We start from the raw sequence: 13,440 nt of genomic DNA, 5'->3' as shown, positions 1-13,440 counted from the left end.
ACACAATGTCATTGTTGCAAATTTCGCAAGGCACGTTTCGTCTTAGCGATACAAAAACGTTAAATATTGAACACCTCCGCGTGCAGGCTGGCGAGAGCTGGGCTTTCGTCGGCAGCAACGGCAGCGGGAAATCGGCGCTTGCGCGGGCGCTCTCCGGCGAGCTGACCCTGCTAAGCGGGCAGCGTGAGTGCACCTTCTCGCGCATCACCCGTCTCTCTTTTGAGCAGCTGCAAAAGCTGGTCAGCGATGAGTGGCAGCGCAATAACACCGATTTGCTCAGCCCGGGAGAAGAAGACACCGGCCGCACGACGGCGGAAATTATCCAGGATGAGTTTAAAGACCCCTCCCGCTGCGCCCGCCTTGCTGAACAGTTTGCAATTAGCCACCTGCTCGAACGCCGTTTTAAATATCTCTCAACCGGCGAAACGCGCAAGACCCTGCTGTGCCAGGCGCTGATGGGCGATCCCGACCTGCTTATTCTTGATGAGCCGTTCGACGGTCTTGATGTCGCCTCGCGCCAGCAGCTCGCCGGGATGTTGGCCGCGCTGAACGGGGAAGGTATCACCCTGGTGCTGGTCCTCAATCGTTTTGACGAGATCCCGGCGTTCGTTCAGTATGCCGGGGTACTGGCGGACTGCGTGCTGAGCGAAACCGGCGAAAAGCAGGCCCTGCTGCAGCAGGCGCTTATTGCCCAGCTCGCGCATAGCGAAAAGCTTGACGGCATGACGCTGCCGGAGCCCGACGCACCGGCAGCGCGTCTTGCGCTGGACGCCGAAGCGCCGCTCATCGTGCTGAACGACGGCATAGTTTCGTACAACGATCGTCCGATTATTAACCGCCTGAGCTGGACGGTGAACCCTGGCGAACACTGGCAGATAGTCGGCCCCAACGGCGCCGGTAAATCCACGCTGCTCAGCCTGATCGCCGGCGACCATCCTCAGGGATACAGCAACGACCTGACCCTGTTTGGCCGCCGCCGCGGCAGCGGTGAAACCATCTGGGATATCAAAAAGCATATTGGCTACGTCAGCAGCAGCCTGCACCTTGAATACCGCGTCAGCACCAACGTGCGTAACGTGATTCTCTCCGGCTACTTCGACTCAATCGGCATCTATCAGGCCGTTTCCGACAAGCAGCATAAGCTGGTGCAGAACTGGCTGGATATTCTGGGTATCGACAAACGCACCGCCGATGCGCCGTTCCATAGCCTCTCCTGGGGGCAGCAGCGGCTGGCGCTGATCGTCCGCGCCCTGGTCAAACACCCCACTCTGCTGATCCTTGACGAACCGCTGCAGGGGCTGGACCCGCTCAACCGCCAGCTGGTGCGCCGCTTCGTTGATGTGCTGATTGGCGAAGGGGCGACGCAGCTGCTGTTTGTCTCTCATCACGCCGAAGACGCCCCGGACTGTATCACCCACCGACTGGCCTTTGTGAGTAGTGGAGACGGTTACACTTACCAGCTGGATCCGCTGTAAAATTAAGCCTGTACAGGGGTCTGCTGATCCCTGTTTTTTTCAGAATAATAGCTACCAGACATAACATCACCCTGTTTTTAAAACAAAAAAACTCAAATGGGCTGTTTAAAAATTTTAGTGTAAACGATTCCACCAATTTGGCCTGTGTCACACTTTTGGCTTCTTTGGTATGCTATCTTCTTCTCACACGATAAGCCTATTGGAGCGAATCATGAAAGTACTGGTTACAGGTGGTAGCGGTTACATTGGAAGTCACACCTGCGTTCAACTGCTACTGCAGGGACACGAAGTGATTATTCTCGACAATCTCTGCAACAGTAAGCGCAGCGTATTGCCAATCATTGAACGTCTCGGCGGGAAAAGCGCCACCTTTGTCGAAGGCGACATTCGTAACGAAGCGCTGATGACGGAAATTCTCCACGATCACGCCATTGAAGCGGTGATCCATTTCGCCGGCCTGAAAGCCGTCGGGGAATCCGTCGCTAAGCCGCTGGAGTACTACGACAACAACGTAACCGGCACACTGAAACTCGTTTCCGCCATGCGCGCCGCGGGCGTGAAAAACTTTATTTTCAGCTCCTCCGCGACCGTCTACGGCGACCAGCCCAAAATCCCTTACGTCGAAAGCTTCCCGACCGGTACGCCTCAGAGCCCTTACGGTAAAAGCAAGCTGATGGTTGAGCAGATCCTGACCGACCTGCAAAAAGCGCAGCCGGACTGGAGCATCGCGCTGCTGCGCTACTTCAATCCGGTCGGCGCGCATCCGTCGGGCGATATGGGGGAAGATCCGCAGGGTATTCCGAACAACCTGATGCCGTATATCGCGCAGGTCGCGGTTGGCCGTCGTGAATCGCTGGCGGTATTCGGCAACGACTACCCAACCGAAGATGGCACCGGCGTACGCGACTACATTCACGTGATGGACCTGGCAGACGGCCACGTCGCGGCGATGGAAAAACTGGCCGATAAAGCCGGCGTGCATATCTATAACCTTGGCGCAGGCGTCGGCAGCAGCGTGCTCGACGTGGTCAACGCATTTAGCAAAGCCTGCGGCAAACCGATTAACTACCACTTCGCACCGCGCCGCGAAGGCGACCTCCCGGCCTACTGGGCGGACGCTGAAAAGGCCGATCGCGAGCTGAACTGGCGCGTGACGCGCAACCTTGACGAAATGGCGCAGGACACCTGGCACTGGCAGTCCCGTCATCCGCAGGGTTATCCCGACTAAGGAACCTTCATGAGCGTATTTAACCCCGTCGACCATCCACATCGTCGTTATAACCCGTTAATCGGGCAGTGGATTCTGGTTTCTCCGCATCGCGCCAAGCGCCCCTGGCAGGGGGCGCAGGAAACGCCGGCAAAACAGACCTTGCCCGCGCACGACCCGGACTGTTTCCTGTGCCCGGGTAATACCCGCGTCACCGGCGACAAAAACCCGAACTACACCGGTACGTTTGTTTTTACCAATGACTTTGCGGCTTTGATGACCGATACCCCTGACGCCCCGGAAAGCGACGACCCGCTTATGCGCTGTCAGAGCGCCCGCGGTACCAGCCGGGTCATCTGCTTCTCGCCAGACCACAGCAAAACGCTGCCGGAACTGAGCGTGGAGGCGCTGGAAGGCGTGGTTAAAACGTGGCAGGAGCAGACCGCCGACCTCGGAAAAACCTACCCGTGGGTGCAGGTCTTTGAAAATAAAGGCGCGGCAATGGGCTGCTCCAACCCACATCCGCATGGTCAGGTGTGGGCAAACAGCTTTCTGCCTAACGAGGCGGAACGCGAAGATCGTCTGCAAAAAGCGTACTTCACCGAGCACGGCGCGCCGATGCTGGTGGATTACGCGCAGCGCGAATTAGCCGACGGTAGCCGCACCGTCGTCGAGACCGAACACTGGCTCGCGGTGGTCCCTTACTGGGCAGCGTGGCCCTTCGAGACGCTGCTGTTGCCGAAAGCGCACGTACAGCGCCTGACTGATTTAACCGATGACCAGCGCAGCGACCTCGCACTGGCGCTGAAAAAGCTGACCAGCCGTTACGACAATCTGTTTCAGTGCTCATTCCCCTACTCTATGGGCTGGCACGGCGCGCCGTTTAACGATGAAGAGAATGATCACTGGCAGCTGCACGCGCATTTTTATCCGCCGCTGCTGCGCTCCGCGACGGTGCGTAAATTTATGGTCGGCTATGAAATGCTGGCTGAAACCCAGCGTGACCTGACGGCCGAGCAGGCCGCCGAACGTCTGCGCGCTGTGAGCGACGTCCATTTTCGCGAATCCGGAGTATAACCATGAGTCTGAAAGAGAAAACCCAAGCCCTGTTTGCTGAGAAATTTGGCTATCCGGCCAGCCATGTTATCCAGGCCCCTGGCCGCGTTAACCTGATCGGCGAGCATACCGACTATAACGATGGGTTCGTGCTGCCCTGCGCCATTGATTACCAGACGGTCATCGCCTGTGCGCCGCGCGACGATCGTACCGTGCGGGTGATTGCCGCCGATTACGACAATCAGACCGATGAATTCTCTCTCGACTCGCCGATTACCAGCCACGATGCCCAGCAGTGGTCAAACTATGTCCGCGGCGTGGTGAAGCATCTCCAGCAGCGGAATAACGCTTTCGGCGGCGCGGATCTGGTCATCAGCGGCAACGTGCCGCAGGGCGCGGGGTTAAGCTCTTCGGCTTCGCTGGAAGTCGCCGTCGGCACCGTGTTCCAGCAGCTGTACCATCTGCCGCTCGACGGCGCGCAAATCGCGCTGAACGGCCAGGAAGCGGAAAACCAGTTCGTCGGCTGCAACTGCGGCATTATGGACCAGCTGATCTCCGCGCTCGGTAAAAAAGATCACGCGCTGCTGATCGACTGCCGCTCCTTGGGGACCAAAGCGGTCTCGATGCCGAAAGGCGTCGCGGTGGTGATTATTAACAGTAACTTTAAGCGCACTCTGGTCGGCAGCGAATACAACACTCGCCGCGAACAGTGTGAAACCGGCGCGCGTTTCTTCCAGCAGCCGGCCCTGCGCGACGTCACGTTGCAAGAGTTCAACGCCGTCGCCCACGAGCTTGACCCGGTGGTCGCCAAACGCGTTCGCCACGTGCTGACTGAAAACGCCCGCACCGTAGAAGCCGCCGCGGCGCTGGAAAAAGGCGATCTGCTGCGGATGGGCGAGCTGATGGCGGAATCCCACGCCTCCATGCGCGATGATTTTGAAATCACCGTCCCGCAGATTGATACCCTGGTGGACATCGTCAAGGCGACCATCGGCGATAAAGGCGGCGTCCGCATGACCGGCGGCGGTTTCGGCGGCTGTATCGTCGCCCTGGTGCCGGAAGATCTGGTCGAGACCGTACAGCAGGCCGTTGCCAAAGAGTATGAAGCGAAAACCGGTATCAAAGAGACCTTTTACGTCTGCAAACCGTCGCAGGGAGCTGGACAATGCTAAACCCAACAACGGAGCTGGCGCCGGACGGCCAGCCGTGGAATCTCCTCACCCTGCGTAACGACGCAGGCATGACGGTCACCGTAATGGACTGGGGCGCGACGCTGCTCTCCGCGCGCGTGACGCTGGCCGACGGCAGCGTACGCGAAGCGCTGCTCGGCTGCGCGACCCCTGGCGACTATACGCGCCAGGCCGCCTATCTCGGCGCTTCCGTAGGCCGTTACGCGAACCGTATCGCCAACAGCCGCTTTTCCCTTGATGGCCATAGCGTTAATCTGACGCCCTCCAACGAGGCCGGCCATCAGCTGCACGGCGGTCCTGAAGGATTTGATAAGCGCCGCTGGCAGATTGTCAGCGCCGACGATCGTCACGCGCTGTTTTCACTCTCCTCCCACGATGGCGATCAGGGGTTCCCCGGCAATCTGACGGCTACGGCGCACTACCGCCTGACCGACGATAATCGTATCGCCATCGAGTATCGCGCCACCGTTGATCAGCCCTGCCCGGTAAACCTGACCAACCACGTCTATTTCAATCTTGATGGCGTGCAGAGCGACGTGCGTAGCCATAGGCTGCAAATCTTTGCCGATGCGTATCTGCCCGTTGAGAGCGACGGTATTCCGGGAGGCGATTTGCAAAACGTCACCCTGACCAGCTTCGATTTCCGCACGCCGAAGATGCTGGCGGACGATTTCCTGCGCGATGAAGACCAGCAAAAGGTCAAAGGTTACGACCACGCCTTTCTGCTCCAGGCGCTGGGCGATGCCAAAAGCCCGGCGGCTCACGTCTGGTCGCAGGACGAAAAGCTGCAGATGACGGTCTATACCTCCGCTCCGGCGCTGCAGTTCTACTCCGGCAACTATTTGGCCGGCACGCCGTCGCGCACCGCGCAGCCTTACGCTGACTGGCAAGGTCTGGCTCTGGAGAGCGAGTTCCTGCCGGATTCACCGAACCATCCGGAATGGCCGCAGCCGGATTGCGTACTGCGCCCCGGCGAAGAGTACGTCAGCCTGACGGAATATCAGTTTATTGCGAAATAATATCCAGCCCTCCTGATGGAGGGCTTTTTTTATCCTTTCGCTGAAAAATACGCCACTTACAGACAAAAACATAACCTCTGTTTTACAAGCACCTTACACTGAGCGACTATTTTCGCTATGGTTAGGGATAAGCATTGCCGTGAGGTAAGTCGCGGCAATATAATGAGAATAGTTATCAATCAATAAATATACACACTACAGATTTCGGGTCGCATCAAAGCGGCGAGAAAGATGACGTGTATTGAGGAGTAAGTGTATGGCTGTAACTAAGCTGGTACTCGTTCGTCACGGCGAAAGCCAATGGAACAACGAAAACCGTTTCACCGGTTGGTATGACGTTGACCTGTCTGAAAAAGGCGTGGGTGAAGCAAAAGCGGCCGGTAAGCTGCTGAAAGAAGAAGGCTTCAGCTTCGACTTTGCTTATACCTCTGTGCTGAAACGTGCCATCCACACCCTGTGGAACGTGCTGGACGAACTGGATCAGGCCTGGCTGCCGGTAGAAAAGTCATGGAAACTGAACGAGCGTCACTACGGTGCGCTGCAGGGCCTCAACAAAGCGGAAACCGCTGAAAAATACGGTGACGAGCAGGTTAAGCAGTGGCGTCGCGGCTTTGCGGTAACGCCGCCGGAGCTGACCAAAGACGACGAGCGCTACCCGGGTCACGATCCGCGCTATGCAAAACTGACCGACGCTGAGCTGCCTACCACCGAGAGCCTGGCGCTGACCATCGACCGCGTCGTACCGTACTGGAATGAAACCATTCTGCCGCGTCTGAAAAGCGGTGAGCGCGTGATTATCGCCGCTCACGGTAACTCCCTGCGCGCGCTGGTGAAATACCTCGACAACATGGGCGAAGCAGAGATCCTCGAGCTGAACATCCCGACCGGCGTACCGCTGGTGTATGAGTTCGACGAGAACTTCAAGCCTATTAAACATTACTATCTGGGTAACGCCGACGAGATCGCCGCGAAAGCCGCTGCCGTAGCGAACCAGGGTAAAGCGAAGTAATTTTCGCGGGATGTAAAAAAAGCGTGGAGCCCTCCACGCTTTTTTATTTTGAGACTCGCCGTAAAACCTAACCGCGGCGCGCTTTTACCGCATTCGCCAGCTGGCGAAGCAGCGTATCGGTATCTTCCCACCCGATACAGGCATCAGTAATGCTTTTACCGTAGGCCAGCGGCTCACCGCTGTCGAGACTCTGATTGCCTTCCACCAGATGGCTTTCGATCATCACGCCCATAATCGCCCGCTCGCCGCCGGCAACCTGCTGGCATACGTCTGTGCCGACATCCATCTGCTTTTTAAACTGTTTGCTGGAGTTGGCATGGCTGAAATCGATCATGATCTGAGCGGGCAGGCCTGCTTTCGCCAGACCCACCTTCACTTCTGCCACGTGCTGCGCGCTGTAGTTCGGCTCTTTACCGCCACGCAGGATAATATGGCAATCGCTATTGCCGCTGGTGTTCACAATCGCCGAATGTCCCCATTTGGTCACCGACAGGAAACAGTGCGGCGCGCCGGCGGCATTGATGGCGTCGATAGCGACTTTAATGGTGCCATCTGTGCCGTTTTTAAAGCCTACCGGGCAGGAGAGGCCGGAAGAGAGTTCGCGGTGCACCTGTGACTCGGTGGTACGCGCGCCAATCGCGCCCCAGCTCATCAGGTCGGCAAGATACTGCGGGGTGATCATATCGAGGAACTCCCCGGCCGCTGGCAGTCCGCTGTCGTTAATATCAAGCAGCAGCTTGCGTGCGATCCGCAGACCATCGTTGATGCGGAAGCTGTTATCCATATGCGGATCGTTGATCAGCCCTTTCCAGCCCACGGTGGTGCGCGGTTTTTCAAAATACACGCGCATCACGATTTCCAGCTCGCCTTTAAGTTCTTCGCGAAGCGCGAGCAGACGCTCGGCATACTCTTTGGCCGCCGCCGGATCGTGAATGGAGCATGGACCGATCACGACCAGCAGCCGATCGTCATGACCTTTCAGGATCTGGTGGATCGCTTTGCGCGCATGCGCAACGGTGTTGGCGGCGTTTTCGGTAGCGGGGAATTTTTCCAGGAGCGCAACGGGAGGTAATAATTCGTTGATCTCTTTAATGCGTAAATCGTCGTTCTGATAATTCATCTTATTTCCAGCGTTGCCATACTTATCTAGTTAAATGCAATCCCTCCAATCTATCTCTTCGCTCAAAAAGTGTAAACGTGATTTTACAGTAGCGGCAGAATATTCCTGGAAATAGGCTAAAAAACGCCATAAAGTCGCGGAATAGTGGCCACAAGCTATAATTTTTAACTGTTAGAACTTAATTTTCTTTAGCATTCAGCATTATATATTAATGCCGATCGCTAACAGCGAAGCTTTAACTACAACGAGTAGAACCTCCGGCAATGCACTGTTGGAAGAGGTAATTCGGTAAATCGATATAACAGGAGCATCCAATGAAAATGAACAAGCTAACCAGTCTTCTCCTCGCAGCAACCCTGGGCCTGGCCAGCGGCGCGGCGCTGGCCGCCGATACCGGCGCGCAGTCGAACAACGGGCAGGCCAATTCGGCAGCCGACGCGGGTCAGGTCGCCCCCGACGCGCGTGAAAACGTGGCGCCAAACAACGTGGACAACGGTAACATTAACGCCGGTTCCACCGATACCGGCGGCACCATGCTCCACCCCAACGGCTCGACCATGAACCACGACGGGATGTCGAGCGATGAAGTCCACAAAAACTCAATGTGCAAAGATGGCCGCTGCCCGGATACCGATAAAAAGGTCGGCCAGGACGAGGCGACGAAAACCGACGGTACCACCCAATAATCTGCGCGGTATCCGCCCGGAAGGAGAGCTAAGGCTCTCCTTTTTTCATTTTATTCACCCCAAGAGGTGAATCATGTCATAAAGTAATCATCAAAATAATAATGTAGGGATGGCACCATGGGGCAATCACACTCGCATAATTCTCCGCAATCCACCGAAGATAATAATGCCCGTCGGCTGCTGCTGGCGTTCTGCGTCACGGCCGGATTCATGTTGGTTGAGGTTGCAGGCGGACTCATTTCAGGTTCGCTGGCGCTGCTGGCCGATGCCGGGCATATGCTGACGGACGCCGCAGCGCTGCTGTTCGCCTTTCTGGCCGTGCGTTTCGCCAGTCGCCCGCCTAATGCTCAACACACCTTTGGCTGGCTGCGGCTGACCACGCTGGCGGCCTTTCTCAATGCTATCGCCCTGGTGGTCATTACGATATTAATCGTCTGGGAGGCCATTCAGCGTTTTCATCATCCGCAACCGGTAGCCGGTAAAACCATGATGATCATCGCCGTTGCCGGCCTGCTGGCCAATATTCTGGCCTTCTGGATCCTCCATCGCGGCAGTGAAGAGCGTAACCTCAACGTGCGGGCCGCCGCTCTGCATGTGCTGGGGGATCTACTCGGTTCGGTTGGGGCCATTATTGCCGCAATCGTGATCATCACCACCGGCTGGACGCCTATCGATCCTATTCTGTCCGTGCTGGTATCGTGCCTGGTTCTGCGCAGCGCATGGCGTTTGCTGCAGGAGAGCGTTAATGAGCTGCTGGAGGGCGCGCCGCGTTCGCTTGACGTCGACGCCTTAAAGCGCGATTTGCGCCGCTCGATACCGGAAGTTCGCGACGTACACCACGTTCATGCGTGGCTGGTTGGAGAAAAAACGGTGATGACGCTGCACGTGCAGGTGGTACCGCCGCACGATCACGACGGCCTGCTTGAACGAATCCAGGGCTTCTTACAGCATAAGTATGAAATTGAACACATTACGGTTCAGATGGAGTATCAGCCCTGCAGCGGCCCGGAGTGCCGTCTGAACATGACGCACGCCGGGCATGGACACCATCATCACCATTAGCGGGAAAACGCGTGAGAGCCGCGCTCACGCGCGCTGTTAATCCACATACGGCTGCCGTTGAGGGCGATGAAGGTCAGCAGCAGATATTCGAGCGACATCGCATAAACGCCCTGCAGGGCGAAAATAACCACGCTGATGACGTTGATAATCACCCACAGCAGCCAGTTTTCGACGTATTTGCGCGTCATCAGGATCATCGCCGCAACCGAGAGAACCATCATGCAGGAGTCCCAGAACGGGAACGCGTCTGGCTGCAGCGCCGGCATAGCAACCTGCAGGCCCAGGGTGTGCATCAGCGCGACGGCAATCCTGGTGAGAAACGCAAAAACCGGATCGATAAATACCGTCATCAGGCCAATCGCCACCACGCAGGCCGCCAGCCAGCCTAACGCTTTCGGCAGCGGCAGCCAGCGGATTTGCAGTTCCGCCTGGTTATCGCTGGTTTGTCGTGACCAGGCGTACCAGCCGTAGACGTTGGCCGCGAAGAAAAAGATCTGCAGCAGAAGGCTGGCGTAGAGCTGGATCTGAAAGAAGATAATGGCAAACAGCGTGACGTTGATCAGCCCAAAGGCATAGTTGGCAATCTTCTCCAGGCTCGCCAGCCAGATGCACAGCAATCCTGCGACGGTGCCGACCGCTTCAATCCACGACAGGTCATATCCCCCGGCGCCAATGGGTATATGCACTAATATGTTCTGCGTACTAAAAAAATCCATCTTATCCCCAGAGCGTTCTGTAACGCAGTAATGAGCTATCCCCGAAGTGTAGCCGCAAAATCGAGCATTCTGTTTAGCGGAACCAGCGCCCCGGTTCGCAGCTGTTCATCAACGTGAATTTCATGTTCAACGCCTCCCTTTTCCAGCCCTTCCGCAATCGCCTGCAGGCCGTTCATCGCCATCCACGGACAGTGGGCGCAGCTGCGACAGGTTGCCCCTTCGCCTGCCGTAGGCGCTTCCAGCAGCTCTTTTTCCGGTACCGCCTGCTGCATTTTGTAGAAAATGCCGCGGTCGGTGGCGACGATGAGCTGCTTGTGCGGCAGCGTTTTAGCGGCATTGATCAACTGGCTGGTTGACCCCACCGCGTCAGCCATATCGACAATCGCCTGCGGTGATTCCGGGTGAACCAGAACCGCGGCCTGCGGATAAAGCGCCCGCATTCTCGCCAGCGCTTGAGTTTTGAATTCATCATGAACGATGCAGGCGCCCTGCCAGCACAGTACGTCGGCGCCGGTCTGTTTCTGCACATAGCTGCCTAAATGGCGGTCCGGCGCCCAGATGATTTTTTCACCCATGCTATCAAGATGCTCAATGAGTTCCACGGCGATGCTCGACGTCACAACCCAGTCGGCGCGCGCCTTTACCGCCGCTGAAGTATTGGCGTAGACCACGACCGTACGATCCGGATGCGCATCGCAGAAAGCGCTAAACTCCTCGATCGGGCAGCCCAGATCGAGCGAGCACTCCGCGTGGAGCGTGGGCATCAGGATGGTTTTTTCCGGGCTGAGAATTTTCGCCGTTTCTCCCATAAAGCGCACGCCGGCGACCAACAGCGTCGAGGCAGAATGTCGGGCGCCGAAGCGCGCCATCTCCAGAGAATCGGAGATACAGCCGCCGGTCTCTTCGGCCAGCTGCTGAATTTCGGGGTCGGTATAGTAATGGGCCACCATCACCGCATCGCGCTCGCGCAGCAGGCGTTTAATTTTTTCGCGATAAAAGTGCTTCTCATCGCGGTTTAACGGCATGGGCTTCGGAGGAAAAGGATAAATCGCCGCTTCCGGGTCAAACATTACGCTCATCTTGCAGTCTCGTTTCACTGGCTTAACTTTCAGACCGTAATAATGCCTGAAGAAAGGTATTAACCGGTCATGGTGTTTTATATGCTAAACAAGATAGCCGATTGTGCAGAAAATGTCGTGAGGAATTTTTCCCACAGGGAGCATTTCCCGGAGGCGATGCTGCGCATCTGTCCAGGCTGCCAAACCTGCAGAACGCACGAATCTGTAGCCCGGGCAAGGCGCGTCAAGCGCCGCCCCCGGAATGAAGCCACGCAAAGGCATCAGGCCGTCACATTTCCCGGAGGCGATGCTGCGCATCTGTCCGGGCTGCTAAACCTGCAGAACGCACGAATCTGTAGCCCGGGCAAGGCGCGTCAAGCGCCGCCCCCGGGACGAAGCCACGCAAAGGCATCAGGCCCGGCACATTTCCCGGAGGCGATGCTACGCATCTGTCCGGGCTGCTGGCCTGTGCCAATTGTAGCCACGGTAAACGCAGCGCGACGGTAGAATAACGCAGTATTAAGGTATTGCGGATTGTTGTGATTTTCGAGGAAATGGCAGATAGCAAAAAAGCGCCTTTAGGGCGCTTTTTTACATTGGTGGGTCGTGCAGGATGACTCGCTTCGCTCGCCCTACGGGCCGTTGCTGACGTAACGTTATCCTTCACGCTTAACATCTGAGTTTGATGTTAAATTGGTGGGTCGTGCAGGATTCGAACCTGCGACCAATTGATTAAAAGTCAACTGCTCTACCAACTGAGCTAACGACCCCTTGCGGGTTTACTGCTAACTGGAACGATTCAGGATGATGGGTCGTGCAGGATGACTCGCTTTCGCTCGCCCTACGGGCCGTTGCTGACGCAACGTTATCCTTCACGCTTAACATCTGACTGCGATGTTAAATTGGTGGGTCGTGCAGGATTCGAACCTGCGACCAATTGATTAAAAGTCAACTGCTCTACCAACTGAGCTAACGACCCGCTCGGGTACTGCCTGAATATTCTTCACTCGTCACCAATTCGAAATTGGTGGGTCGTGCAGGATGACTCGCTTTCGCTCGCCCTACGGGCCGTGGCTGACGCAACGTTATCCTTCACGCTTAACATCTGAGTTTGATGTTNATTCGAACCTGCGACCAATTGATTAAAAGTCAACTGCTCTACCAACTGAGCTAACGACCCCTTGCGGGATTTTACTGCTGCCATCATTCAGGATGGTGGGTCGTGCAGGATGACTCGACTTCGCCTCGCCCTTCGGGCCGTTGCTGTCGCAACGTTATCCTTCACGTTCAGCATCTGAGTTAAATGCTGAAATTGGTGGGTCGTGCAGGATTCGAACCTGCGACCAATTGATTAAAAGTCAACTGCTCTACCAACTGAGCTAACGACCCGCTCTGGTGCTACCTGAATAACTTCACTCGACACCAATTCAGAAATTGGTAGGTCGTGCAGGATGACTCGGCTTTGCCTCGCCCTTCGGGCCGTTGCTGACGCAACGTTATCCTTCACGTTCAGCATCTGAGTTAAATGCTGAAATTGGTGGGTCGTGCAGGATTCGAACCTGCGACCAATTGATTAAAAGTCAACTGCTCTACCAACTGAGCTAACGACCCGAGTGGTGGGTGATGACGGGATCGAACCGCCGACCCCCTCCTTGTAAGGGAGGTGCTCTCCCAGCTGAGCTAATCACCCGAAACTGCGCTGGATACTACCGATACTGCGTCCACCTACCCCATCATAAAAATGATTGGAGTGCAGGATGACTCGCTTCGCTCGCCCTTCGGGCCGTAGCTGAAGCAACGTTATCCTTCACGTTTAACACCGACGTTCGATGTTAAAGATGG

The 13,440-nt window shown here is 56.4% G+C and carries 11 protein-coding genes and 6 tRNA genes; 8 read left to right on the top strand and 9 right to left on the bottom strand.

What is annotated here, in order from left to right:
• Positions 1 to 5: 5 nt before the first annotated feature.
• The 6 genes from modF to gpmA all read left to right on the top strand — a co-directional run bounded on the left by modF (position 6) and on the right by gpmA (position 6,956).
• Positions 6 to 1,475 carry a molybdate ABC transporter ATP-binding protein ModF gene (modF, locus tag FQK12_RS09960; RefSeq protein ID WP_014228466.1) on the top strand — a complete coding sequence of 490 codons (1,470 nt, stop codon included), beginning with the start codon at positions 6 to 8 and terminating at the stop codon, positions 1,473 to 1,475.
• A 211-nt stretch (positions 1,476 to 1,686) separates the two neighbouring features.
• The gene (gene galE, locus FQK12_RS09955) at positions 1,687 to 2,703 is read left to right on the top strand and encodes a UDP-glucose 4-epimerase GalE (RefSeq protein ID WP_004130603.1); all 1,017 of its coding nucleotides are present in this window, start codon (positions 1,687 to 1,689) and stop codon (positions 2,701 to 2,703) included.
• 9 nt (positions 2,704 to 2,712) lie between these two features.
• Entirely contained in the window at positions 2,713 to 3,759 is a 1,047-nt protein-coding gene (galT, locus tag FQK12_RS09950) for a galactose-1-phosphate uridylyltransferase (RefSeq protein ID WP_014228465.1), read from the top strand.
• Between the two features lie 2 nt (positions 3,760 to 3,761).
• Positions 3,762 to 4,910, top strand: a complete 1,149-nt coding sequence (galK, locus tag FQK12_RS09945) for a galactokinase (RefSeq protein ID WP_014228464.1) — start codon at positions 3,762 to 3,764, stop codon at positions 4,908 to 4,910.
• Positions 4,904 to 5,947, top strand: a complete 1,044-nt coding sequence (gene galM, locus FQK12_RS09940; RefSeq protein ID WP_014228463.1) for a galactose-1-epimerase — start codon at positions 4,904 to 4,906, stop codon at positions 5,945 to 5,947. The genes galK and galM overlap by 7 nt, the downstream gene beginning before the upstream one ends.
• 256 nt (positions 5,948 to 6,203) lie before the next feature.
• Positions 6,204 to 6,956, top strand: a complete 753-nt coding sequence (gene gpmA, locus FQK12_RS09935; protein WP_004100351.1) for a 2,3-diphosphoglycerate-dependent phosphoglycerate mutase — start codon at positions 6,204 to 6,206, stop codon at positions 6,954 to 6,956.
• Between the two features lie 67 nt (positions 6,957 to 7,023).
• Here gpmA and aroG read toward each other — a convergent pair whose 3' ends face one another.
• On the bottom strand, positions 7,024 to 8,076 hold the full coding sequence (gene aroG / locus FQK12_RS09930) for a 3-deoxy-7-phosphoheptulonate synthase AroG (RefSeq protein ID WP_014228462.1): 1,053 nt from the start codon (positions 8,074 to 8,076) through the stop codon (positions 7,024 to 7,026).
• 314 nt (positions 8,077 to 8,390) lie between these two features.
• Here aroG and FQK12_RS09925 point away from each other — a divergent pair, with 314 nt between their 5' ends.
• Positions 8,391 to 8,762 (top strand): YbgS-like family protein, encoded by a 372-nt coding sequence (locus FQK12_RS09925; protein ID WP_014228461.1) that lies wholly within the window; start codon positions 8,391 to 8,393, stop codon positions 8,760 to 8,762.
• Positions 8,763 to 8,879: 117 nt separating this feature from the next.
• Positions 8,880 to 9,824 carry a CDF family zinc transporter ZitB gene (zitB, locus tag FQK12_RS09920; RefSeq protein WP_014228460.1) on the top strand — a complete coding sequence of 315 codons (945 nt, stop codon included), beginning with the start codon at positions 8,880 to 8,882 and terminating at the stop codon, positions 9,822 to 9,824.
• Here zitB and pnuC read toward each other — a convergent pair.
• The 8 genes from pnuC to FQK12_RS09875 form a co-directional block, all read right to left on the bottom strand.
• Positions 9,821 to 10,540 carry a nicotinamide riboside transporter PnuC gene (pnuC, locus tag FQK12_RS09915; RefSeq protein WP_014228459.1) on the bottom strand — a complete coding sequence of 240 codons (720 nt, stop codon included), beginning with the start codon at positions 10,538 to 10,540 and terminating at the stop codon, positions 9,821 to 9,823. The two genes, zitB and pnuC, sit on opposite strands and share 4 nt — an antisense overlap.
• A 35-nt stretch (positions 10,541 to 10,575) precedes the next feature.
• Positions 10,576 to 11,619 carry a quinolinate synthase NadA gene (nadA, locus tag FQK12_RS09910; protein WP_004848967.1) on the bottom strand — a complete coding sequence of 348 codons (1,044 nt, stop codon included), beginning with the start codon at positions 11,617 to 11,619 and terminating at the stop codon, positions 10,576 to 10,578.
• Positions 11,620 to 12,292: 673 nt separating this feature from the next.
• Positions 12,293 to 12,368, bottom strand: a tRNA-Lys gene (locus tag FQK12_RS09900).
• 133 nt (positions 12,369 to 12,501) lie between these two features.
• Positions 12,502 to 12,577, bottom strand: a tRNA-Lys gene (locus FQK12_RS09895).
• A gap of 46 nt (positions 12,578 to 12,623) precedes the next feature.
• A tRNA-Lys gene (locus FQK12_RS09890) sits at positions 12,624 to 12,778 on the bottom strand.
• A 133-nt stretch (positions 12,779 to 12,911) separates the two neighbouring features.
• Positions 12,912 to 12,987, bottom strand: a tRNA-Lys gene (locus FQK12_RS09885).
• Positions 12,988 to 13,133: 146 nt separating this feature from the next.
• Positions 13,134 to 13,209 (bottom strand) — tRNA-Lys (locus FQK12_RS09880).
• Positions 13,210 to 13,212: 3 nt separating this feature from the next.
• A tRNA-Val gene (locus FQK12_RS09875) sits at positions 13,213 to 13,288 on the bottom strand.
• Positions 13,289 to 13,440: the final 152 nt, after the last annotated feature.

This window comes from Klebsiella sp. ME-303 (genome assembly GCF_007910085.1).
Taxonomy (GTDB): domain Bacteria; phylum Pseudomonadota; class Gammaproteobacteria; order Enterobacterales; family Enterobacteriaceae; genus Klebsiella; species Klebsiella michiganensis.
This window is presented reverse-complemented; position numbering and strand designations above follow the sequence as displayed.

Excerpts from the sequence above, each read along its gene's own strand:
- modF (WP_014228466.1), top strand. The coding sequence starts at position 6 with ATGTCATTGTTGCAAATTTCGCAAGGCACGTTTCGTCTTAGCGATACA.
- galE (WP_004130603.1), top strand. The coding sequence starts at position 1,687 with ATGAAAGTACTGGTTACAGGTGGTAGCGGTTACATTGGAAGTCACACC.
- galT (WP_014228465.1), top strand. The coding sequence starts at position 2,713 with ATGAGCGTATTTAACCCCGTCGACCATCCACATCGTCGTTATAACCCG.
- galK (WP_014228464.1), top strand. The coding sequence starts at position 3,762 with ATGAGTCTGAAAGAGAAAACCCAAGCCCTGTTTGCTGAGAAATTTGGC.
- galM (WP_014228463.1), top strand. The coding sequence starts at position 4,904 with ATGCTAAACCCAACAACGGAGCTGGCGCCGGACGGCCAGCCGTGGAAT.
- gpmA (WP_004100351.1), top strand. The coding sequence starts at position 6,204 with ATGGCTGTAACTAAGCTGGTACTCGTTCGTCACGGCGAAAGCCAATGG.
- aroG (WP_014228462.1), bottom strand. The coding sequence starts at position 8,076 with ATGAATTATCAGAACGACGATTTACGCATTAAAGAGATCAACGAATTA.
- FQK12_RS09925 (WP_014228461.1), top strand. The coding sequence starts at position 8,391 with ATGAAAATGAACAAGCTAACCAGTCTTCTCCTCGCAGCAACCCTGGGC.
- zitB (WP_014228460.1), top strand. The coding sequence starts at position 8,880 with ATGGGGCAATCACACTCGCATAATTCTCCGCAATCCACCGAAGATAAT.
- pnuC (WP_014228459.1), bottom strand. The coding sequence starts at position 10,540 with ATGGATTTTTTTAGTACGCAGAACATATTAGTGCATATACCCATTGGC.
- nadA (WP_004848967.1), bottom strand. The coding sequence starts at position 11,619 with ATGAGCGTAATGTTTGACCCGGAAGCGGCGATTTATCCTTTTCCTCCG.